The sequence below is a fragment of the Halomonas daqiaonensis genome, from assembly GCF_900109725.1.
In the GTDB taxonomy this organism is placed as follows: domain Bacteria; phylum Pseudomonadota; class Gammaproteobacteria; order Pseudomonadales; family Halomonadaceae; genus Halomonas; species Halomonas daqiaonensis.
In genome coordinates this window covers 32,954-53,596 of record NZ_FOBC01000009.1, presented here as the reverse complement: position 1 = coordinate 53,596, position 20,643 = coordinate 32,954, and the positions used below count along the sequence as shown (strand labels likewise).

General features: G+C 66.2%; 21 protein-coding genes. 7 read left to right on the top strand and 14 right to left on the bottom strand.

What is annotated here, in order from left to right; genetic code table 11:
- Positions 1-103 precede the first annotated feature (103 nt).
- The gene (gene elbB, locus BMY30_RS08965) at positions 104-766 is read left to right on the top strand and encodes an isoprenoid biosynthesis glyoxalase ElbB (protein ID WP_089712734.1); all 663 of its coding nucleotides are present in this window, start codon (positions 104-106) and stop codon (positions 764-766) included.
- A gap of 95 nt (positions 767-861) precedes the next feature.
- Here elbB and tatC read toward each other — a convergent pair whose 3' ends face one another.
- The 13 genes from tatC to BMY30_RS08900 form a co-directional block, all read right to left on the bottom strand.
- Positions 862-1,626 carry a twin-arginine translocase subunit TatC gene (gene tatC, locus BMY30_RS08960; RefSeq protein WP_089712733.1) on the bottom strand — a complete coding sequence of 255 codons (765 nt, stop codon included), beginning with the start codon at positions 1,624-1,626 and terminating at the stop codon, positions 862-864.
- Positions 1,623-2,063: a Sec-independent protein translocase protein TatB gene (gene tatB / locus BMY30_RS08955; RefSeq protein ID WP_089712731.1), complete on the bottom strand. Its 441-nt coding sequence runs from the start codon at positions 2,061-2,063 to the stop codon at positions 1,623-1,625. The genes tatC and tatB overlap by 4 nt, the downstream gene beginning before the upstream one ends.
- Positions 2,064-2,069: 6 nt before the next feature.
- Positions 2,070-2,348, bottom strand: a complete 279-nt coding sequence (gene tatA / locus BMY30_RS08950; RefSeq protein WP_089712729.1) for a Sec-independent protein translocase subunit TatA — start codon at positions 2,346-2,348, stop codon at positions 2,070-2,072.
- A gap of 52 nt (positions 2,349-2,400) precedes the next feature.
- Positions 2,401-2,736, bottom strand: coding sequence for a phosphoribosyl-ATP diphosphatase (locus tag BMY30_RS08945; RefSeq protein ID WP_089712727.1), 336 nt, complete (start codon positions 2,734-2,736; stop codon positions 2,401-2,403).
- A 44-nt stretch (positions 2,737-2,780) separates the two neighbouring features.
- The gene (gene ubiB / locus BMY30_RS08940) at positions 2,781-4,403 is read right to left on the bottom strand and encodes a ubiquinone biosynthesis regulatory protein kinase UbiB (RefSeq protein WP_089712725.1); all 1,623 of its coding nucleotides are present in this window, start codon (positions 4,401-4,403) and stop codon (positions 2,781-2,783) included.
- Positions 4,400-5,041, bottom strand: a complete 642-nt coding sequence (locus tag BMY30_RS08935; RefSeq protein ID WP_089712723.1) for a ubiquinone biosynthesis accessory factor UbiJ — start codon at positions 5,039-5,041, stop codon at positions 4,400-4,402. The genes ubiB and BMY30_RS08935 overlap by 4 nt, the downstream gene beginning before the upstream one ends.
- Before the next feature lie 7 nt (positions 5,042-5,048).
- Positions 5,049-5,804 (bottom strand): bifunctional demethylmenaquinone methyltransferase/2-methoxy-6-polyprenyl-1,4-benzoquinol methylase UbiE, encoded by a 756-nt coding sequence (ubiE, locus tag BMY30_RS08930; RefSeq protein WP_089712721.1) that lies wholly within the window; start codon positions 5,802-5,804, stop codon positions 5,049-5,051.
- Positions 5,805-5,903: 99 nt separating this feature from the next.
- Complete coding sequence (locus tag BMY30_RS08925; RefSeq protein WP_089712719.1) at positions 5,904-6,287, bottom strand: gamma-butyrobetaine hydroxylase family protein; 384 nt, start codon at positions 6,285-6,287, stop codon at positions 5,904-5,906.
- A 10-nt stretch (positions 6,288-6,297) separates the two neighbouring features.
- Entirely contained in the window at positions 6,298-7,620 is a 1,323-nt protein-coding gene (gene hslU / locus BMY30_RS08920) for an ATP-dependent protease ATPase subunit HslU (protein ID WP_089712717.1), read from the bottom strand.
- A gap of 2 nt (positions 7,621-7,622) precedes the next feature.
- Entirely contained in the window at positions 7,623-8,141 is a 519-nt protein-coding gene (hslV, locus tag BMY30_RS08915; protein ID WP_089712715.1) for an ATP-dependent protease subunit HslV, read from the bottom strand.
- A 143-nt stretch (positions 8,142-8,284) separates the two neighbouring features.
- A complete protein-coding gene (locus BMY30_RS08910) occupies positions 8,285-9,016 on the bottom strand; it encodes an SPOR domain-containing protein (RefSeq protein WP_089712713.1) in 732 nt (243 codons plus the stop codon).
- Between the two features lie 3 nt (positions 9,017-9,019).
- The gene (gene argS, locus BMY30_RS08905) at positions 9,020-10,705 is read right to left on the bottom strand and encodes an arginine--tRNA ligase (protein ID WP_089712711.1); all 1,686 of its coding nucleotides are present in this window, start codon (positions 10,703-10,705) and stop codon (positions 9,020-9,022) included.
- A gap of 102 nt (positions 10,706-10,807) precedes the next feature.
- Positions 10,808-13,051 carry a primosomal protein N' gene (locus tag BMY30_RS08900; RefSeq protein WP_244516162.1) on the bottom strand — a complete coding sequence of 748 codons (2,244 nt, stop codon included), beginning with the start codon at positions 13,049-13,051 and terminating at the stop codon, positions 10,808-10,810.
- Between the two features lie 147 nt (positions 13,052-13,198).
- On the opposite strand from BMY30_RS08900, the gene rpmE reads away from it, so the two are divergent.
- Together rpmE and BMY30_RS08890 are read left to right on the top strand one after the other, a co-directional pair.
- A complete protein-coding gene (rpmE, locus tag BMY30_RS08895; RefSeq protein ID WP_089712709.1) occupies positions 13,199-13,411 on the top strand; it encodes a 50S ribosomal protein L31 in 213 nt (70 codons plus the stop codon).
- A gap of 265 nt (positions 13,412-13,676) precedes the next feature.
- Positions 13,677-14,948, top strand: coding sequence for a malic enzyme-like NAD(P)-binding protein (locus BMY30_RS08890; RefSeq protein WP_089712707.1), 1,272 nt, complete (start codon positions 13,677-13,679; stop codon positions 14,946-14,948).
- Positions 14,949-15,057: 109 nt separating this feature from the next.
- Here BMY30_RS08890 and BMY30_RS08885 read toward each other — a convergent pair whose 3' ends face one another.
- Positions 15,058-17,586: a penicillin-binding protein 1A gene (locus BMY30_RS08885; protein WP_089712705.1), complete on the bottom strand. Its 2,529-nt coding sequence runs from the start codon at positions 17,584-17,586 to the stop codon at positions 15,058-15,060.
- A gap of 264 nt (positions 17,587-17,850) precedes the next feature.
- On the opposite strand from BMY30_RS08885, the gene pilM reads away from it, so the two are divergent.
- The 4 genes from pilM to BMY30_RS08865 are packed head-to-tail and all read left to right on the top strand — an operon-like array spanning position 17,851 to position 20,622.
- Positions 17,851-18,912: a type IV pilus assembly protein PilM gene (pilM, locus tag BMY30_RS08880; protein WP_089712703.1), complete on the top strand. Its 1,062-nt coding sequence runs from the start codon at positions 17,851-17,853 to the stop codon at positions 18,910-18,912.
- Positions 18,909-19,469, top strand: a complete 561-nt coding sequence (locus BMY30_RS08875; RefSeq protein ID WP_089712701.1) for a PilN domain-containing protein — start codon at positions 18,909-18,911, stop codon at positions 19,467-19,469. The genes pilM and BMY30_RS08875 overlap by 4 nt, the downstream gene beginning before the upstream one ends.
- On the top strand, positions 19,466-20,095 hold the full coding sequence (locus BMY30_RS08870) for a type IV pilus inner membrane component PilO (protein WP_089712699.1): 630 nt from the start codon (positions 19,466-19,468) through the stop codon (positions 20,093-20,095). Before BMY30_RS08875 ends, BMY30_RS08870 begins: the two co-directional genes overlap by 4 nt.
- Positions 20,092-20,622, top strand: coding sequence for a pilus assembly protein PilP (locus tag BMY30_RS08865; RefSeq protein WP_089712696.1), 531 nt, complete (start codon positions 20,092-20,094; stop codon positions 20,620-20,622). The genes BMY30_RS08870 and BMY30_RS08865 overlap by 4 nt, the downstream gene beginning before the upstream one ends.
- Positions 20,623-20,643: the final 21 nt, after the last annotated feature.

The following is a 20,643-nucleotide window of genomic DNA, read 5'->3' as shown; positions in this document are numbered from 1 at the left end:
GTCGAAAGCTGCGCCTTGTCGCACCCGGGCCGACTCTCTAAAGTTAAGGCTCGCGGATTTCAGGGCCTGGCTTCGGCAGGCGCTTACCTTCAAGGAGAAAGGCATGAGCAAACAGGTGGCGGTCATCCTCTCGGGGTGCGGGGTGCAGGACGGAGCCGATATCTACGAGACCACCCTGACCCTGCTGCGCCTCGACCAACTGGGTCTGGGTTATCGCTGCTTCGCCCCTGACATCGAGCAGCATCATGTCGTCGATCATCGTCGCGGCGTAGTGGTCGAGGGTGAGCGTCGCAACGTGCTGACCGAGTCGGCGCGCCTGGCTCGCGGCGAGATCTCGTCCCTCGACGAGCTCGATGCCGACGACTTCGATGCGGTCATCCTCCCCGGCGGCTTCGGTGTCGCCAAGAACCTCTCGAACTTTGCCGAAGCGGGAGATGGCATGCGGGTGCTCGACGCGCTTACCGAGGCGCTGTCCGGCTTCCATGAGGCGCGCAAGCCGATCGGCCTGATGTGCATCAGCCCGGTGCTGGTGCCGCGCCTGCTCCCTCCTGGCATCGCCGTGACCGTGGGATATGACCCGGGTGTCACCGGTTTGATCAGTGCCATGGGTGGCCTGCACCGCAGTTGCGGCGTCGAGGATATCGTGGTGGATTTCGAGAACCGCGTGGTGACCACTCCGGCCTACATGCTGGCCACCCGCATCAGCGAGGCTGCCACCGGCATCTTCAAGCTGGTAGACCGTGTCGATGAGCTGATGGATTTATAAGCTATAAGCGCCGAGCTACGAGCAAGCCCCCGAGGCAATGACCTCGGGAGCTTGCTCGTGCTGATGCGGGTCTCATTCTGCTGGCTGCTTGGCCGCTATTCCTCGTCCTGCTCATCCTGCTCACGCTTGCGGCGGACCAGGCGACCGAACAGCAGGCCGACCTCGTAGAGCAGGTACATGGGTACCGCCAGCAGGCTCTGGGAGACGACGTCCGGCGGGGTGAGCAACATGCCGATGACGAAGCAGCCCAGCACCACATAGGGACGCTTCTTCGACAGGCTCTCCACCGTGGTGGCACCCGAGAGGATCAGCAGGAAGGTGGCGATGGGGATCTCGAAGGCCACCCCGAAGGCAAAGAACAGCTTGAGGACGAAGTTCAGGTACTGGTTGATGTCGGTCATTACCGCGACGTCCTCAGGCCCGGTCTGGGTAAAGAACTGGAACAGCAGCGGGAAGACCACATAGTAGGCGAAGGCGGCGCCGCCATAGAATAGCGCCACGCTGGAGGCCAGGATCGGCAGCGCTAGCGCCTTCTCGTTGTCGTAGAGCCCCGGGGCCACGAAGGCCCAGGCCTGGTGCAGCACATAGGGAATGGCGGCGAACACCGCCACCACCAGGGTCAGCTTGAAGGGCGCGAGGAAGGGCGAGGCCACCTCGGTGGCGATCATCTGTGAGCCTTCCGGCAGCAGCGCCATCAGCGGCTGGGCGACGAAGGAGTAGATGTCGTTGGCGAAGGCATAGAGGCCCAGGAAGATCACTAGGATCGCGATCACCGCGCGCATCAGTCGCGAGCGCAGCTCGATGAGGTGCTCGATCAGCGGGGCCTGGTTCTGCTCCTGGGAATCACCGGTGTCGCTCATCGGGGGGCAGAATCCTTGTCGGCGGTGGAGGCATCGGTGGGGCGTTGGCGATCATCCCCCTCGGAGCCCGTACGAGCCCTGGCGAGGGCGTCGTCGAGCCGCTTCTCGGGTGGGGCGGCCGGCGGCTTCTCACCGGGATCGTCATCCGCCGAGGACGACGAGCGCTTGTCGCTGTCCTCCTCTGCGATGCTCTCCACGCCGCGCTTGACCTGCTGGACGCCCTCGTCGAGCTTCTTCTGCTGATCGTTGAGCTTCTGGCGCAGCTCCTCCGCCTCGAGCTGGGCGCTGATCTCGCGCTGCATGCCGGACACCGTGCGCTTGATCTTGCCGATCCATAGTCCCAGGGTGCGCGCCGCCTTGGGCAGGCGCTCGGGGCCCAGCACCAGCAGGCCCACCACGCCGATGAGCATCAGTTCGAGAAAACCCATATCGAACATGGCGGGTTACTTGCGCTCTTCCTGGCGCTCTTCCTGGTCCTGGGCCTTCTGTTCGGCCTTGACGTCGTAGGTGTTGAGCTCCTCGTCATGGCTGACGCGGGCGTGAGGGTCGTCCGTCTTCTCGGCCTCGTCCTTTTCCTTCTCATCTTCGTGCATGGCTTTCTTGAAGCCCTTCACGGCGCCGCCCAGGTCACCGCCGACGTTGCGCAGCTTCTTGGTACCGAAGATCAGGATGATGATGCCGAGAACGATCAGCAGCTGCCAGATACTGATACCACCTAACATAGTTGCTTCCTCAGGTTGGGGCTCCGGGAGGACCCGGAAGGGCCAGTTGACGCTATGGTTGCCGTGCGGCCTTTTCGTCGTGTCCGGAGACGCCGAAGCGGCGGGCCAGCTCATCCAGGACCATGCGGTGGTCGAGGCCCAGGTGCGAGAGCATTACCAGGCTATGAAACCACAGGTCGGCCGTTTCGGCGATCAACGCTTGGCGTGCCGGCTCGTCGCCCTGCTCGGCGTCCTTGGCGGCCAGCAGGGTCTCGGTGGCTTCCTCGCCGACCTTCTCGAGTATCTTGTTCAGTCCTTTGTGATGCAAGGCCGCCACATAGGAATCCTGTGGCTCCGCCCGGCGGCGTTCTTCGAGCACAAGGTGAAGGCGGTCGAGGATATCGCTCATGGGTGAAGGCTCCGTTGCAGTGGATGGAAGGGCGGGGCGCACTATCAGTGCCATGCCAGCAGCAGCGCGCCGAGGGCGGCGGCGGCCAGGGCCGGCCAGGGCTGACCTGCGGCCCACTCGGTCACGGGCTGCCAGGCGAGTGCTGCAACCAGCAGCAGCAGCCCCAGTCGCAGCCGTCGTTGGCTCCTGCCCCGCTGGTTCAGCTGTCGTGAGATGTTGCCCATGGCATCAGCCTGATGGCGCCGCTGGCGGTGCTCAAGCTCAGCACGGTTCAGGACCTGGTGAGCGAGCACCGGCAGCTCGGGCAGCTGGCGAGAGAGTTCCGGTGCCTGGCGTTTGAGCGATTCCCAGAGACCGCCGATGCCGGCGCGCTCCTTCATCCAGCGCTCAAGGAAGGGCTTGGCGGTGCTCCACAGATCCAGGTCCGGGTAGAGCTGGCGGCCCAGCCCCTCGATGTTGAGCAGCGTCTTCTGCAGCAGCACTAGCTGTGGCTGCACCTCCATGTTGAAGCGTCGAGCGGTCTGGAACAGACCCAATAGGACCTGGCCGAAGGAGATGTCCTTGAGCGGCTTCTCGAGGATTGGCTCGCATACGGTGCGGATTGCTGCGGCGAACTCGTTTGCCCGGGTATCCTCGCCCACCCATCCCGATTCGATGTGCAGCGCCGCCACCTCGTAGTAGTCCTGGTGGAAGAAGGCCAGCAGGTTGCGCGCCAGGTAATCCTGGTCCTCGCGGGTCAGGCTGCCGACGATGCCGCAGTCGATGGCGATGTACTGCGGGTCGTGGGGATGTTCGAAGGAGACGAAGATATTGCCGGGATGCATGTCGGCGTGGAAGAAGTTGTCGCGGAACACCTGGGTGAAGAAGATCTCCACGCCACGCTCGGCCAGCTTCTTGAGGTTGGTGCCCTGGGCGAGAAGAGCCGCGGTGTCGGCAACCGGCACCCCGTAGATGCGCTCCTGCACCATCACCCGACGGCGGGTCAGCCCCCAGTGGATGGCCGGCACGTAGAGCAACGGCGAGCCCTTGAAATTGCGCTTGAGCTGGGAAGTGTTGGCGGCCTCCTTGGTCAGGTCGAGCTCATCGAACAGCGTCGCCTCGTAGTCGCGGACGACCTCCACCGGACGCAGCCGGCGAGCCTCGGGAACCCGGGCCAGCACGCTGGCGAAGCGATACATCAGTGCCATGTCCTGGCGCATCACCCGCTCGATCCCGGGGCGGATGATCTTGACCACCACTGTCTCGCCGCCGTGGAGACGGGCGGCATGCACCTGGGCGACGGAGGCCGAGGCCAGGGGGTCGGGCTCGAAGCTGGCGAAGGCATCTTCCAGCGACATCGCCAGTTCCTCCTCCACCAGGGCCATGGCCTGGTGGCCGGGAAAGGGCGGCACCTGATCCTGCAGTCGCTGCAGCTCGTCGGCGATGTCCTCGGGCAGCAGGTCGCGGCGGGTCGAGAGCATCTGACCGAACTTGACAAAGATCGGCCCCAGCGATTCCAGCGCCAAGCGCAGGCGCAGGCCTCGAGGGCGTTCGCCGATCGGCACCAGGCGCAGCGGGGAGAGCATGAACAGTCCGCGCAGCCACCAGGGCATCCGCTCCAGCGGCAGCAGAGTGTCGAGCCGGTAGCGGGTGACCACCCAGACGATGCGCGTGAGCCGCAGGATCATGGGGGCATCCCTGGCTCGGACAGGCGGCGTCGCAGCCTGGCCAGGCGCGCCTCGAGTCGGTCAGTGGCGATCTCCATCTCGGTCATCTGGTCGCGTAACGTTTCGAGCTGATGACGCCCCGGCAGCAGCCGTGCCTCCTCGAAGACATATTCGCTCACGTCGGCGCAGAACTCCTGGCGGGTGCGAAGGCCCCAGCGGGAGAGGCTGCGCAGTCCTTCGGCCAGGCTATGGGCCGGAATGTCACCGAGCCAACGGGCGAGTTCCGCCTCCCAGTCCAGGTCGAGGTCGAGCAGCAGGTCGCGGGTTGCTTCCAACAGGTGGGTGCGCCCCCGCACGGCGAGCTTGCCCTGGAACATCAGGCGCTCGACCGAGGCCCCACCCAGCAGTTCGCCGAGCGTCTCGGCGTCCACCTCGACCACCGCGTCGAAGCCTTCCTCGGCAGTGTCGTCGGTACGCAGCAGGTCGAGGCCGGCCGGATGGAAGTGGATGGCCAGCGCCAGGGCGGGCTGCTCCAGACGCAACAGGATGCGCTGGCCGGCCAGCCGGGCAAGGCGCGACGGCGCCGCCGGATCTCTGGCGAGCAGGGCGTTCAGGGTGCGCTCCAGGCCGGCCAGCAGCAGGGTGGAAGACAGCTCCATCATGCCCTCACAGCTTGATGCCCCGGTGCAGGGCGACGATGCCCCCGGTCAGGTTGGTGTACTCGACGCGTTCCAGTCCGGCGGCCTCCATCATCGCCTTGAGGGTCTCCTGGTCGGGGTGCATGCGGATCGATTCGGCCAGATAGCGGTAGCTGTCGGCGTCGCCCGCCACCAGTTCGCCGATCTTCGGCAGCAGGCGGAAGGAGTACTCGTCGTAGGCCTTGGAGAACAGCGGGTTGCCCGGCGTGGAGAACTCCAGCACCAGCAGGCGGCCGCCCGGCTTGAGCACCCGGGCCATGGAGCGCAGCGCGGCATCCTTGTCGGTGACGTTGCGCAGGCCGAAGGCGATGGTGATGCAATCGAAGCTGTTGTCGGGAAAGGGCAGACACTCGGCGTTGGCCTGGACATACTCGACGTTGCCGCCGATGCCGCTGTCGAGCAGCTTGTCGCGGCCGACCCGCAACATGGATTCGTTGATGTCGGCCAGCACCACACGCCCGCGGGGGCCCACCATGCGCGAGAACTTTCCCGTCAGGTCGCCGGTGCCACCGGCGATGTCGAGCACGCTGTGGCCCGGGCGCACGCCGGAGCGTTCAATGGCCAGGCGTTTCCACAGGCGATGGATGCCCATCGACATCAGGTCGTTCATCAGGTCGTAGCGCGCCGCCACCGAGTCGAAGACATGGGCCACGCGAGATGCCTTCTCCTCGACCGGGACTTCCTGATAGCCGAAGTGGGTGGTGTGCTTGTCACTGGCGCTCATGCCGTGGGGCTCCCGAATCGCTGCGATGGGGGGAGGCCTGGCGGCCTCTGAATGGCCGCCATTGTAGCCTCCCCCGATAGCGATTGTCTTGACGCCGCCCTACAGCTGCTTGATTTCTATGCCCAGGGGTTCTCGGGAGGCGCCGGCCTCTTCCAAACGGCGCATATAATCGTCCCAGTTGACCTCGCGCCTCTGGATAAGGTCGTAGAGGTAGTCCCAACTGAAGAGCCCGCTGTCGTGGCCATCGTCGAAGTGCAGCTTGAGGGCATAGCGACCGGCCTGGGTGATGTCCTTCAGGCCGACGTGCTTCTTGCCCACCTGCAGGGTGGCGGTATCGGGGCCATGGCCGCGCACCTCGGCGGAGGGCGAGAAGACCCGCAGGTACTCCACAGGGAGTCGGTAGCTCTCGCCGCCCTCGTAGGTGAGCTCGAGCTCACGGTCCTTCTTGTGGTAATGCACCTTGGTGGGGATCGGGGCTGTCATGGGCCGGCTCCTAGAGAATATACCGCGACAGGTCCTCGTCCATCGCCAGCTCGCCGAGCTGGGAGTCGACGTAGGCGGCATCGATCGACAGCGGGCCGCCGAAGTCGCCTCCCAGGTAAGAGGCCTCCTCGAGCAGGCGCTCCATCACGGTGTGCAGGCGGCGGGCGCCGATATTCTCGGTGCCTTCGTTGACCTTCCAGGCGATCTCGGCGATACGTGCGATGCCATCCTCGGTGAAGCCAATCTCGAGCCCCTCGGTGGCGAGCAGCGCCTGGTACTGCTTGGTCAGTGCGGCGGAGGGTTCGGTGAGGATGCGCTTGAAGTCCTCCGGCGTCAGGGCGTTGAGCTCGACGCGGATCGGCAGGCGGCCTTGCAGCTCGGGAATCAGGTCCGAAGGGCGCGACAGGTGGAAGGCGCCGGAGGCGATGAACAGGATGTGGTCGCTGCGCACCATGCCGTACTTGGTGGAGACCGTGGAGCCCTCGATCAGCGGCAGCAGATCGCGCTGCACGCCCTCGCGGGAGACCTCGCCTCCACTGGACTGGCCGCTGCCCTTGCAGACCTTGTCGATCTCGTCGAGGAAGACGATGCCATTCTGTTCCACTGCCTCGATGGCGCGGCTCTTGATGTCCTCCTCGTTGACCAGCTTGCTTGCCTCCTCGTCGCGCAGCAGGGCGAAGGCGTCCTTCACCGCCACTCGGCGCGTCTCGGTCTTCTGCTTGCCCATACCGGCAAACAGGTTCTGCAACTGACTGGTCATCTCCTCCATGCCCGGCGGGGACATGATGTCGACGTTGGGGCCTTGTTGGGAGATCTCGATGTCGATCTCCTTGTCGTCGAGCTGTCCCTCGCGCAGCTTCTTGCGGAAGATCTGGCGGGTCGAGCTGTCCTGGCGAGGTTCGTCCTCCTGGCCGCGCGGCGGTGGCAGCAGGGCGTCGAGGATGCGTTCCTCGGCGGCGTCCTCGGCGCGGTGGCTCACCTCTTCCTTGGCCTGCTCACGCACCAGCTTGATGGCGGCCTCGGTCAGGTCGCGGATGATCGACTCGACGTCGCGGCCCACATAGCCCACTTCGGTAAACTTGGTGGCCTCGACCTTGATGAAGGGTGCGCCGGCCAGCTTGGCCAGGCGGCGCGCGATCTCGGTCTTGCCCACGCCGGTGGGGCCGATCATCAGGATGTTCTTGGGCGTCACCTCCTGGCGCAGTTCGCCGTCGAGCTGCATGCGACGCCAGCGGTTGCGCAGGGCGACGGCCACGGCGCGCTTGGCGTCCTGCTGGCCGACGATGTACTGGTCCAGGGCATGGACGATCTCGCGGGGGGTCATCCGGGTCATGATCAGAGCTCTTCCAGGGTGACGTTATGGTTGGTGAACACGCAGATGTCACCGGCGATGGTCAGGGACTTCTCGGTGATCTCGCGGGCCCCGAGGTCGGTGTTCTCGAGCAGGGCGCGGGCGGCGGCCAGGGCGTAGTTGCCACCGGAGCCGATGGCGATGATGCCGCCCTCGGGCTCTACCACGTCGCCGTTGCCGGTGATGATCAACGAGGCGTCCTTGTTGGCCACGGCGAGCAGTGCCTCGAGACGACGCAGGGCGCGGTCGGTGCGCCAGTCCTTGGCCAGCTCTACGGCGGCCTTGACCAGGTTGCCCTGATACTTCTCCAGTTGTGCCTCGAAGCGTTCGAAGAGGGTGAAGGCATCGGCGGTGCCGCCGGCGAAGCCGGCCAGGACCTCGCCACGATAGAGGCGGCGTACCTTGCTGGCGTTGCCCTTCATCACGGTGTTGCCCAGCGAGACCTGGCCGTCACCGGCCAGCGCCACCTGGTCGCCGCGGCGCACGGAAACGATCGTGGTCATGGAGGGGACTCCTTGGGGGAGCGGAGGGCTCCCGATGACTGGCGGCGCCGCGAGCGGGCCGGGCGCCGTGGGTAATTAAGGAGTGTAGTGCGGGCGGAGGACGAGGAATTCAACCTTGGTCGCGGCTTCCTCGCCCGGTTAGATCAGTTCTGCAACTGGATCAGCAGCGGCTCGATGCCTTGGGTGACCATCAGGTCCTGGGCACGGTTGAGCTCCCGTCGGTCGCTGTAGGGGCCGACCTGGACCCGGTGCCAGGTGTCGCCGCCCCCTGCCTTGACCTCGCTGATCTTGGCGAGCAGGCCGAAGTCACGCAACCGGCCCGCCAGCTTGCTGGCATCGCCAGACTCGCGGAAGGAGGCGGCCTGCAGCATGAAGCGGGCATCGGCCTTCGGCTCGTCCGTCGCCTGCGCGTCCGGGCGGTTGTCCCGAGTCGCGGCGTCGTCGTCGAGGTTGGCGGCGATCACCTGGGCGATGGGGTCGTCGCTGGTTGTCGCTTCAGGCGTCTCGGGGCGCTCCGGCGGGGTGGCCGTGGAGGCGGGCACCTTGCCCCCCGGGGCGATCACTTCGGACTCCGGGAGCAGGGTATAGAATTCGAAGGTCGGCATCGGTGGTTCCTCGGGGGCGGCGGTCGGTTCGCCTTCCCGGGATTCCTGACGGTCTCCGGGCTTGGTCAGCACCGTGGCCAGTGGCGAGTCGCTGCCCTCCTGCCAGGGGGCGATGCCCTGCTGGTGCTGGGCCAGCAGGAAGCCTGCCACCAGGCCGACCAGGCCCCATAGCCAGCCCGGAATGCCACGGCGCGGAGGCGGGGCGGTGCGACGCCGTGGGCTGCTGGTGGCGCCACGCTTGCGGGGGGCCGGTTTGCTGCTGCTGGCCATGGTTTACATCTCCTCGGGCGCGCCGACACCCATCAACTCGAGGCCGTTGCGCAGCACCTGGCGAGTGGCCAGGCCCAGCGCCAGCCGGACGTTCCGAAGTGCGTCGTCGTCGACCATCACCTTCACCGCGTTGTAGCAGGTGTGGAAGTCGGCGGCGAGATCGAGCAGGTACTGGGCGATCTGCTGTGGCTCATGGGCGGCGGCGGCGTGCTGGACCACCTCGGGATAGCGGGCCAGGCGGTTGAGCAGTGCCTTTTCCTGGTCGGTTTCCAGCAGGGCGAGCTGCTCCACGGCCAGGGCGTGGTCGAAGGGCCTGTCTTCGGCGTCGGCTTTGCGTAGCATGCTGCATACCCGGGCGTGGGCATACTGGACGTAGTAGACCGGGTTGTCGTTGGACTGGGAGCGGGCCAGGTCGATATCGAAGGTGAGCTGGGAGTCCGCTCTCCGAGCGGCGAGGAAGAAGCGGGTAGCGTCGCGGCCCACCTCGTCGATCAGATCACGCACGGTGACGTAGCTGCCGGCGCGCTTGGAGAGCTTCACCTCGACCCCGGAGCGGGTGACCATCACCATCTGGTGCAGCACGTAATCGGGCCAGCCCTTGGGGATGCCGGCCTCTAGCGCCTGCAGGCCGGCGCGCACCCGGGTCACGGTGGAATGGTGGTCGGCCCCCTGCTCGTTGATCACCGTCTCGAAGCCGCGCTGCCACTTGTCCAGGTGGTAGGCGACGTCGGGCAGGAAGTAGGTGTAGTGGCCGTCGGACTTGCGCATCACCCGGTCCTTGTCGTCGCCGAAGTTGGTGGTGCGCAGCCACAGGGCGCCGTCCTGTTCGAAGGTATGGCCCTTCTCGACCAGCCGCGCAGCGGTGGCCTCGACCTTGCCCTGCTCGTAGAGGGAGGACTCCAGGAAATAGACGTCGAACGACACGCCGAAGGCCTTGAGGTCGAGGTCCTGCTCGCGGCGCAGGTAGGCCACAGCGAAGTCGCGGATGGCGTCGAGGTTGTCCGGGTCGACTGCCGCCGTGACGTGACGGTCATCGGCATGCACCGTCTCGCCGGCTAGGTAGGCGTTGGCCACGTCGATGATGTAGCCGCCGCGGTAGCCGTCCTCCGGCCAGCCCGGGTCTCCGGGGTCGATGCCCTTGACCCGTGCCTGCACCGAGCGCGCCAGGTTGCTGATCTGGACGCCGGCGTCGTTGTAGTAGAACTCACGGGTCACTTCATGACCGGTGGCCTCGAGCAGACGGCAGATGCAGTCGCCGATTGCCGCGCCGCGGCCATGGCCGACATGCAGTGGCCCGGTGGGGTTGGCGGAGACGAACTCCACCTGAACCTGGCGGCCCCGGCCGGTGAGGTTGCGGCCATACGCATCCCCGGCCTCGAGCACCTGGCGCACCACCTGGGCAGCGGCGTCGGTCGCGGCGAAGAAGTTGACGAAGCCGGGGCCGGCGATTTCCACCTTCTGTACCGCATCGCTCGCCGGCAGGGCGGCGACCAGCACCTCCGCCAGCTCGCGAGGCTTGCGGCCGGCGGGTTTGGCCAGCATCAGCGCCAGGTTGGTGGCGTAGTCGCCGTGGGCCTTGTCGCGTGTCGGGTCGACCTTGATCGTCGGCGCGATATCGGCGGGCAGCACGCCCTGCTGCCGGAGGTTGTCCAGGGCGCCCTCGAGCAGCGCGATGATGGTCTCTTTCATGGATGTGTCCGGTGTCCTGTGGCGTGGGCGGTGCGAGGCGACCGCCGGGCGAGTCTGGGGTGCCATTATCGGCAATCGGCGCCGGGCTTTAAAGGTGTGTGGTCAGGCCAGGGTCTGCGGGTCGATGTCCAGTGACCAACGCACCCGTCGCGCCTCAGGGCGGCCCTCGAGCCAGGCGACCAGCCAGGCGCCGGCCTCGTGTAACTGGCTGCGGCGGTCGGCGGCCAGCATCAGCTGCAGGTGATAGCGGTTCTGGCGGCGTTCCATGGGGGCCGGCACCGGCCCCAGGCAGTCGACCGCGAGGCCGCGCTCGCCGATCCGCTGGCGCAGTGCCTCGGCGGCCAGGCCGCCCAGGGCGACCACGGCCGGCTCGCGGGGCGCCTCCAGGCGCAGCAGGGCGAGGAAGCGGAAGGGTGGCAGCCGGGCGGCCTGGCGCTCCTCGAGTAGCTGGCTGGCGAGGGCGTCGTAGCCCCGCTCGGCCAGCAGGCGCAGGTGGGGGTCGTCGGTGTGCAGGGTCTGGACCAGTACCCGGCCGGGGTGAGCGGCCCGGCCGGCGCGTCCCGCCACCTGCTCGAGCAGTTGGGCGCTGTGCTCCAGCGCCCGGAAATCGCTGGCATAGAGCCCGGCATCGGCATTGACCACTACCACCAGGGTGACATGGGGCAGGTGGTGGCCCTTGGCCAGCATCTGGGTCCCCACCAGCAGACAGGGTTCGCCGCGGCGTACCTCGGCCAGCATCTGCTCGAGGGCGTCGCGACGACGGGTGCTGTCACGGTCGATGCGGTGCACCGGCACCTCGGGGAACAGCGACGCCAGGGTTTCTTCGGTGCGCTCGGTGCCGCTGCCCAAAGGGCGCAGGTCGACGCTGGCGCACTCGGGACAGGTGTCGGGGAGGGCGCGGCGACGATCGCAATGGTGGCAGGCCAGCAGCGGCGGCTGCCGGTGCAGGGTCATGCGCGCGTCACAGTGGTCGCACTCGGCCATCCAGCCGCAGGCGTGGCAGGCCAGGGTAGGGGCGAAGCCGCGGCGGTTAATGAAGACCAGCACCTGATGGCCGGCGGCCAGGGTCTCGCGGACCGTCTCGATCACCGGGGGGATCAGCCCGCCCTGGCGCCGGCGGCCACGCAGGTCGACGAGCTCGAGGCGCGCCGGAGCATGGCGGCTGGCGCGGCGGGTCAGGTGCAGGTGGCGGTAGTCGCCGTGCAGCGCCCGCTGCAGGGACTCAAGCGACGGGGTGGCACTACCCAGCAGTAGCGGGATGCGGTGGTGGTGGGCGCGGGCCACCGCCAGGTCGCGGGCATGGTAGCGCAGGCCGTCCTGTTGCTTGTAGGAGCCGTCATGCTCCTCGTCGACGATGATAACCCCGGGGCGGGCCAGGGGAGTGAAGATGGCCGAGCGGGTACCCAGTACGATGGGTGCCCGGCCGCTGGCGGCGGCTTCCCAGGCATCGAGGCGCTCATGGTCGGTGAGTCCCGAATGCAGGGCCACCACCGGCGCCCGGAAGCGGCGGCGGAAGCGGGCGAGGGTCTGGGGCGTCAGGCCGATCTCGGGGACCAGCACCAGCGCCTGGCGGTGGCGGCCGATGACTGCTTCGATGAGCTGCAGGTAGACCTCGGTCTTGCCGCTGCCGGTGACGCCATGCAGCAGGCAGGGGTGGAAGCCGTCGAGCCTCTCGTGGATGGCGGCTAGTGCCACCGCCTGCTCGCGGTTGAGGGGCAGGGCGGGTTCGGCCAGCCCGGCATCGCCTTCGGCGGTCGGCGAGGCCGTCAGGGGTTCATCGTGACGGGCCACCAGGCCCTTGTCGGCCAGGGCGCGCAGCTGGTCGCGGCTGAACGACTGGGCGAGGATTGCCTGGCTAACCAGCCCGTGGGGATGCTGACGCAGCATGGTCAGCAGCTCGGTCTGACGGGGTGCCCGGGCTAGGCCCGGCGGGGTGTCCTGACGGCCGGTCGCGGTCACGCTCCAGCGCTCGCGGGTGCGGGCCTCAAGCGCCCGACCCTGGCGAAGCAGCCCCGGCATCGCCTGATGCAGGGTGTCGCCGAGGGCATGTTGGTAGTAACGGGCGGCGAAGCGGCATAGCCAAAGCCAGTCGGCCGGCAGCGGTGCATCGTCGAGGCAGCCCGACACCGGCCTGAGACTCGAAAGAGGCAGCTCGCTGGCGTCGCGACACTCTACCACCACGCCGACGACCTCTCGGCGACCGAAGGGCACCTGCACCCGCAGGCCGGGCTGCCAGCCGCCCGAGGGCGACTCGCGGCAGGGGCGGTAGTCGAACAGCCGGCGCAGCGGAGAGGGCACGGCAACGCCCAGTACGCATGGCACGGGCTGGCAGGGGGGCTCGGGCAATTGGCCTCCGGCGTCGGCTCTGCTAGAATACTTCGCCGCTGCAGACACTCCGAGTGCGTGGCGGCAACCGGTTCGCATCTACAGACAACCCGTATGCGGTGCCTGGCAGAAGATCAGGTGGCGGCATACAGCTTCATGAGGCTCAAGATGAAACAAGCTATCCATCCGGATTACAAGAAGGTCAACGCGACCTGTTCCTGTGGCGCCACCTTCGAGGTCGGTACCACCGCCGATCACGACTTCTCCCTGGACGTCTGCTCTCAGTGCCACCCCTTCTACACCGGCAAGCAGAAGCAGGCGACCACCGGTGGTCGCGTCGAGCGCTTCAACAAGCGCTTCGGTGCCGCCATCAAGCGCTGAGCCAGCCGGCACACCGCACCATTGAGAAACCCGCCCACCGAGGCGGGTTTTTTATGCCCTACTGCCGGCGGCCCTGTTGATGCGCGGTCAGCTACGAGGACAAGCAAAGCGCCATGGCAGGCCGGAGTAGGGCTTAAGTGTTGGCAAATGGTCGGCAACGTCTTCAAACAAGCGTACAACAGGGAGGGATGTCTGCCGAGTTGAGAGCAATGAGCTTTTTGTATACGCTAGCCGACCCCTCACTGTTTTACCGGACCCTTTCAGCATGACTGACGCGAAGAAGCAGGCGGCGCTGGATTATCACGCGAACCCCATCCCCGGGAAGCTGTCGGTGGAGCTCACCAAGCCCACCGCCACTGCACGTGACCTCTCCCTGGCCTACAGCCCGGGCGTGGCGGAGCCGGTTCGCGAGATTGCCAGTGATCCGGAGAACGCCTACCTCTATACCGGCAAGGGCAATCTGGTCGCAGTGATCTCCGACGGCAGCGCCATCCTGGGACTCGGCAATCTGGGGCCGCTGGCCAGCAAGCCGGTGATGGAAGGCAAGGGCGTACTGTTCAAGCGCTTCGCCGGTATCAATTCGGTGGATATCGAGGTCAACGCCGAGAGCCCGCAGGCCTTCATCGACACCGTGGCGCGCATTGCCGACACCTGGGGCGGCATCAATCTCGAGGACATCAAGGCCCCGGAGTGCTTCGAGATCGAGCAGGCGCTGATCGAGCAGTGCAGCATCCCGGTGTTCCATGACGATCAGCACGGCACGGCCATCGTCACTGCCGCGGGTATGCTCAACGCCCTGGACATCGCCGGCAAGTCGCTGGACAGTGCCCGCATCGTCTGCCTGGGGGCCGGTGCCGCGGCTATCGCCTGCATGAAGCTGCTGGTTTCCTGCGGCGCGCGTCCCGAGAATATCGTTATGCTCGACCGCAAAGGAGTGATCCACAGCGGTCGCGAGGATCTGAACCAGTACAAGGCGATGTTCGCCGTGGAGACCGACAAGCGAACGCTGACCGACGCCATCGAGGGGGCCGATGCCTTCGTCGGCCTCTCCGGCCCTGGACTGATGAGCGCCGACCACATCCGCAGCATGGCCGCAAACCCGGTGGTCTTCGCCTGTACCAATCCCGATCCCGAGATCCACCCCGACTTGGCCCGGGAGGCGCGTCCGGACGTGATCATGGCTACCGGCCGCTCCGACTATCCTAATCAGGTCAACAACGTGCTGGGCTTTCCCTTCATCTTCCGCGGGGCGCTCGACGTGCGTGCTACCCGCATCAATGAGGAGATGAAGGTCGCCGCCGTCCACGCCCTCAAGGATCTCGCCCGTGAGCCGGTGCCGAAAGAGGTGCTCGAGGCCTACGAGATGGACGAGATGCGCTTCGGGCCGGAGTACATCATTCCCACTCCCGTGGACATCCGTCTGCTCGAGCGGATCTCCTCGGCGGTGGCCCAGGCCGCGGTGGATTCCGGGGTGGCGCGCAAGCCCTACCCCTCTCACTATCCGCTGAAGACCGTGGATGACGTCTACGGCGGCTGAGCTCCGACATCTTCCCCGTCTTCAATGACGCCGCCGGCCAGAAGGCCGGCGGCGTCGTTTGCGGCGGGCGAAGGCCGGGCGGCCTCCTGCCGTTCTGTGCAGGGTCGGCCTAGAAGATGGCCTCGTAGGCGCCGGTGCCCTGAGAGCCGCTTTCGCGCTCGACCTCCCGCTCGACTCGACGGGGCTGGAAACCAGGCAGGTGGCCGGCCATGAACAGCTCCTCGATGCCGCCGCCCTGGCCATCGCGCAAAAGGCGCCCGGTGTCGGGATCGACCCGCTCGGTGACCACGCCCGCCGGCCGCTCGGGCCAGCGCTCCGGCTGCCCCTCCAGGGCCTGGCCCATGAAATCCATCCAGATCGGCAAGGCGGCCTGGGCGCCGTACTCGGCGGTGGGGGTGTTGTCGTCCTTGCCCACCCAGGCGGTTGTTACCAGTTCACTGTTGAAGCCGGCGAACCAGGCATCGCGTTGATCGTTGGTGGTGCCGGTCTTGCCCACGATGTCGCCGCGGTTCAGTTCCAGGGCCTTGCGTGCCGTGCCGCGTTCGACCACGTCGCGCAGCATGTCGCGCAGGATGTAGACGGCGGCGGGGTCGGCAACCCGGGGGGCGACCTCGTAGGTCTCGCCGTCGAGCTCGACGGTTTCCTGGCCCTCGCGGCAGTCACGGCAAGCGACGCGCGGGCTGGCGTCGTCGACGACGGTAGTGTCGTCGCCACGAGTCACTCGCTCGATGAACCAGGGCGAGACCTTGAAGCCGCCGTTGGCCAGCACCGCATAGGCGTTGGTCATTTCCAGCGGGGTCAGGCTGGCGCTGCCCAGCGCCAGGGAAAGGCCGTGCGGCAACTGGTCACCGGCGAAGCCGAAGCCCTGCAGGAACTCGATGGTGCGATCCAATCCGAGGGATTGCAGCACGCGGATGGTCACCAGGTTGCGTGACCGTGCCAGGGCATCCCGCAGCCGGATAGGGCCGAGAAAGTCACCGCTGGAGTTCACCGGGCGCCATAGTTCGTTGCTGCCGTCCTGTATCACCACCGGGGCGTCGTTGACCACACTGGCCGGGTTCATTTCGCCGCTGTCCAGCGCTGCGAGGTAGATGAAAGGCTTGAAGATCGACCCGGACTGTCGGCGAGCCTGGGTGGCGCGGTTGAACTTGCTGGCATCGAAGTCGAAGCCGCCCTGAAGGGCCAGGATGGCCCCGGTATCAGGGTCCATCGCCACCAGCGAACCCTCGGCATCGGGGCGCTGGGAGAGGCGCCAGCTGCCGTCCTCCTGCTGCAGGATGCGCACCAGGTCGCCACGGCTGGCGATCTCGCTCGCCGCTGCCGGTGCAGCACCCCGGCTATTGGCGCTGCGATAGGGGCGTGCCCACTCCAGGCCGCTCCAGTCGAGGGTATGCAGTTCGCCGCCGGGGGCCAGTACGCGCATCTCGCGGCCTTCGCTTTCCACCACGATGGCCGGTTGCAAGGGGCCATAGGCGGGCGTGCGCTCGAGCACCTGAAGCCAGTTGCTGACATCGCCCTCGATTCCCTCGACCTCGGTCTGGCTGCGCTCGGCGGCACGCCGGGCGGTCTGCATGATCTCGGGTGACTCGGCGAGTTCCTCCTCGAGACCCTCGCGGTCGGTGCGTTCTTGAGCCTCTGCCAGGCTGGGCGGGATGTCGGTCTGCTCGGGGCCGCGCCAGCCGTGCCGGGTGTCATACTCGATCAGGCCGCGAGCCAGGGTCTGGCCAGCCAGCGGCTGCAGCTCGCTGTCCAGGGTGGTATGGATACGATACCCGCCGGTATAGGCCTGGTCGCCGTAGCGTTCCACGGCGAACTGTCGAGCCATCTCGGCGACGTAGTCGGCCTCCACCTCGAGCTGGACGAAATGACGCTGCGCGGTGACCGGCGCCTGAACGGCGTCGTCGTAGGTCGTCTGGTCGATGATCCCCAGCTTGCGCATGCGGAACAGGATCCAGTTGCGTCGGATCAGGGCTCGTTCGGCGTTAGCCAGCGGGTTGAAGGCGGAGGGCGCCTTGGGCAGGCCGGCGATCATCGCCGTCTCCGCGAGGGTCAATTCGTCCAGTGGACGGTCATAGTAGACCTCCGCGGCGGCGGCGATACCGTATGCGCGGTTGCCGAGATAGATCTTGTTGACGTAGAGCTCGAGGATCTCCTCCTTGGAGAGTATCTGTTCCATCTGCAGTGCCAGCAGGATCTCACGAATCTTGCGGGTGAAGGTCTGGTCGAGGGTGAGCAGATAGTTGCGTGCCACCTGCATGGTGATGGTCGAGCCCCCGGACTGGATGTCGCCACCGCTTGCCACGAGCTCTGTTGCGGCGCGTGCCAGGGCCTTGGGATCGACGCCATGGTGCTCAAAGAAGGTGGCATCCTCGGCGGCCAGCAGGGCGCCGATGAGTTCTTCGGGAATTTCCTCATACTCCACCGGGGTGCGACGCTCCTCGCCGAACTCGCCGATCAGCTTGCCCTCTCGCGTGAAGATGCGCAGTGGTGTCTGCAGCTCGAAGTCCTGCAACTGACGCACATCGGGCAGGCCGGGGGCGAAATAGAGAGCGGCACCCACCACGCCCAGTATCCCGGCGGCGGAGAGCGAGACCAGCAGCCAGAGGACGGAGACAACGAGGGTTCTGAGTAACTTCATGAAAACGCGATATCCATGCTGGGAACGGGGGCGGAGTGGTGACGATGGCATGAGCTTCCCTTGCGGTCGCCATTATAGGAAGCCGAGAGGGTAGTCACCAGCGTTGACGAGTGGCGACAACATCATTCGTGTTAGATCCAGAAATATCATGTAATCTTCGATTGCGGGTCGGGTATGATGCTTTTCATGTGTTCCGCCCCGGTTCGGAGTGGATAAATATAATGAGCGGCACGCCGCATGGATCAGGCAGGGGCATGACTCAAGATGCGACTGAGAGCATCCGGCAAGGGACTGGTCGGTGTCGATATCACCTCGGCCACCGTCAAGGTAATCGAGCTCAAGCGCGCTGGTAGTCACTACCAGGTTGAAAGCTACGCCGTACGGCCCCTGCGGGAAGGCGCCGTGATCGAGCGACGGATTCGCGACATGTCGGCCGTGGTGGACGCTCTCAAGCGCGCCGTAGATCATGCCCGGCCAGGATCGCGCAACGCCGCGGTCGCCGTTCCGGCCAGTGCCGCCATCACCAAGACCCTCACCCTGCCCGCCTCGCTCGATGACGAAGAGATCGAGGCACGCATCCAGCTCGAATCTGACAAGCATATCCCCTTTCCGTTCAGCGAGGTCGCCTTCGATTTTCAGCGGCTGGGCCTCAACTCGCGCTATGGCGACCAGCAGGACGTCCTGCTGGTCGCCTGCCGCCAACAGGATGTCAACCAGCTGACCGAGGCCGTGCTGCAGGCTGGGCTCACCCCGGCGGCCGTGGATGTCGAGACCTTCGCCATGGAGCGTGCTTTCCAGGAACTTCGCCACCAGTTGCCCCCGACCGAGGCGGATCAGGAGTGCGTGGCTCTGGTGGACATCGGCGCCACCATGAACGCCTTCCATGTGCTGCGCGAGGGTCGCATCACCTACAGCCGCGATACGGTATTCGGTGGACGCCAGTTGACCGACGAGATCCGCAATCGCTACGGGCTGACGCTCGAGGAAGCAGGCCTGGCCAAGAAGCGTGGAGGCCTGCCTGATGACTACCAGCGCAGCGTGCTCGACCCCTTCCTGGATACCCTGGTTCAACAGGTGGGACGCTCGCTGCAGCTCTACTATACCGCCGGTCGCAAGCAGGAGGTGCGGCGGATGATCCTGGCCGGCGGCACCAGCGTGCTGCCGGGGCTGGCGGAACGCCTGGCCGAGGAGAGCGGCATGGAAGTGGTGATCGCCAATCCCTTCCGGCGCATGAAGGTGAATCCCCGCATCGACGTCCCGACCCTGGCCGGTGATGCGCCGGCCATGCTCACGGCCTGCGGCCTGGCGATGAGGGTAGGCAAATGACCATCGAGATCAACCTGCTCCCCTGGCGGGAGGAAGAGCGTGCCCGACGCAGCAAGCAGTTCTTCCTGGCGCTGGGGCTGATGGCGCTGATCGGTCTCGGCGGCGGTTATGGCATGACCTGGTATTACGAACAGCGGCTGGCCGATCAGCAACAGCGTCACCAACTGATCAGTGCCCGAACTGCCGAACTGGATCGCGATCTCCGCGCAGTGAGTCAGTATCAGGAGCAGCTCAATTCGCTGAAGCGTCAGATCGATGTCTTCCAGCAGCTGCAGATGGGGCGCCCGCAGACGGTTCACGTCTTCAATGCCCTGGCAGCGACCCTGGAGGAGGGCGTTTACTACACGGGGCTCAACCGCCAGGGCAGCCAACTGCGTCTCACCGGTTTGGCCGAGGATAACAGTCGCGTCTCGGATCAGTTGCGCCAGTTGGAGGCTTCCCCGGTCTTCGACGTGCCGGTGCTCTCCGAGGTGGAAACTGCCGACAACGAGATGCGTCGCTTCAACCTTAGCGTGAATCAGCAGATGCCCGATGGGGAAGGCACGGAGGCGCCATGAATCTGTCCACGGAACTTCGTCGACTACGCGACATGGACTGGGGCGAGCTGGACATCAAGGAGTCCGGCGGCTGGCCCTTCCTGCTTCAGTTGATCTGCTGCGTGCTGGTACTGGGCCTGACCCTCGCCGGCATGTACTGGTACCTGGCCGGGCCCAAGGTCGAGGAGCTCGAGCAGGCCCAGCGAGAGGAGCAGCGCCTGCTGAACGACTACCGTAGCAAGGCGGCTCAGGCTGCCAACCTGCCGGCGCTGCGCGAACAGGTCGAGGAGCTCGATAATCGGCTGTCGGGGCTGGTGGCCATGCTCCCGGGTGGCCCAGAGATTCCTTCGCTGATCGATGACATCAGCGAGACGGCCCTCGATAACCAGCTGTCCATCGACTTCATCCGCCTGCGCAGTCCCGCTACGCAGGAATTCTATACCGAGCGGCCCTTCGATATTCGGGTTCAGGGCGACTACCACCGCATTGCCTCCTTCATCGCCGGCGTCGCCGATCTGCCACGCATCGTCACTCAACATGACTTCAGCCTTGAGCCCGCCGGTGACGGCAACCGCCTGCAGCTGTCGATGCTGGCCAAGACTTACAGCTATCGCCCGCCCGCCAATGCCGAGGAGGGCGCGCAATGACTCACTGGCTGACGAGAGCCGCCCTGGTGCCACTGCTGCTCACCTTGGGGGCCTGCAGCGATGCGAATCTGCCCGAGCTAGAGCGGGAGCTCGAGGCGATGCGGGTCGACCCCGGACAAGTGGACCTGGAGCCGGTACCGCCCATGCCGACATACACCTCGGTGAGCTACGACTATGCCGACGAGCGCAGCCCCTTCCAGGCGCGCCTGCCCGAGCCCGAGGAGCTCCCCGGAGGCGGTGCCGACAGTGACCTTTCGCCGGACGAATCGCGTCCAAAGGAGCCGCTGGAGGCCTATGATCTGAGTCAGCTCGAGCTGGTGGGCACCCTCACGGTGGATGGGCAGCCTTCGGCCCTCATCCAGGCGCCGGACGGTAAGGTGCACCGCCTGCGCATAGGCAACCACATGGGGTCCGATTTCGGGCGCATCATCGGCATCACCGACACCTCGGTACAGCTGGTGGAGATTGTACCCACCGGGCGGGGCGGCTGGACCGAACGCGGCACCCGGCTGACACTCGACGACTAGACAACATGATGCCATGCCGCC

Coding starts and splice junctions, on each gene's coding strand:
- BMY30_RS08865 (WP_089712696.1), top strand. CDS start 20,092: ATGACTCACTGGCTGACGAGAGCCGCCCTGGTGCCACTGCTGCTCACC.
- BMY30_RS08945 (WP_089712727.1), bottom strand. CDS start 2,736: ATGAGCGATATCCTCGACCGCCTTCACCTTGTGCTCGAAGAACGCCGC.
- BMY30_RS08890 (WP_089712707.1), top strand. CDS start 13,677: ATGACTGACGCGAAGAAGCAGGCGGCGCTGGATTATCACGCGAACCCC.
- BMY30_RS08925 (WP_089712719.1), bottom strand. CDS start 6,287: ATGACAGCCCCGATCCCCACCAAGGTGCATTACCACAAGAAGGACCGT.
- BMY30_RS08870 (WP_089712699.1), top strand. CDS start 19,466: ATGAATCTGTCCACGGAACTTCGTCGACTACGCGACATGGACTGGGGC.
- BMY30_RS08885 (WP_089712705.1), bottom strand. CDS start 17,586: ATGAAGTTACTCAGAACCCTCGTTGTCTCCGTCCTCTGGCTGCTGGTC.
- tatA (WP_089712729.1), bottom strand. CDS start 2,348: ATGTTAGGTGGTATCAGTATCTGGCAGCTGCTGATCGTTCTCGGCATC.
- ubiB (WP_089712725.1), bottom strand. CDS start 4,403: ATGATCCTGCGGCTCACGCGCATCGTCTGGGTGGTCACCCGCTACCGG.
- pilM (WP_089712703.1), top strand. CDS start 17,851: ATGCGACTGAGAGCATCCGGCAAGGGACTGGTCGGTGTCGATATCACC.
- hslU (WP_089712717.1), bottom strand. CDS start 7,620: ATGACCCGGATGACCCCCCGCGAGATCGTCCATGCCCTGGACCAGTAC.
- BMY30_RS08935 (WP_089712723.1), bottom strand. CDS start 5,041: ATGGAGCTGTCTTCCACCCTGCTGCTGGCCGGCCTGGAGCGCACCCTG.
- BMY30_RS08910 (WP_089712713.1), bottom strand. CDS start 9,016: ATGGCCAGCAGCAGCAAACCGGCCCCCCGCAAGCGTGGCGCCACCAGC.
- tatC (WP_089712733.1), bottom strand. CDS start 1,626: ATGAGCGACACCGGTGATTCCCAGGAGCAGAACCAGGCCCCGCTGATC.
- elbB (WP_089712734.1), top strand. CDS start 104: ATGAGCAAACAGGTGGCGGTCATCCTCTCGGGGTGCGGGGTGCAGGAC.
- ubiE (WP_089712721.1), bottom strand. CDS start 5,804: ATGAGCGCCAGTGACAAGCACACCACCCACTTCGGCTATCAGGAAGTC.
- rpmE (WP_089712709.1), top strand. CDS start 13,199: ATGAAACAAGCTATCCATCCGGATTACAAGAAGGTCAACGCGACCTGT.
- hslV (WP_089712715.1), bottom strand. CDS start 8,141: ATGACCACGATCGTTTCCGTGCGCCGCGGCGACCAGGTGGCGCTGGCC.
- BMY30_RS08875 (WP_089712701.1), top strand. CDS start 18,909: ATGACCATCGAGATCAACCTGCTCCCCTGGCGGGAGGAAGAGCGTGCC.
- tatB (WP_089712731.1), bottom strand. CDS start 2,063: ATGTTCGATATGGGTTTTCTCGAACTGATGCTCATCGGCGTGGTGGGC.
- argS (WP_089712711.1), bottom strand. CDS start 10,705: ATGAAAGAGACCATCATCGCGCTGCTCGAGGGCGCCCTGGACAACCTC.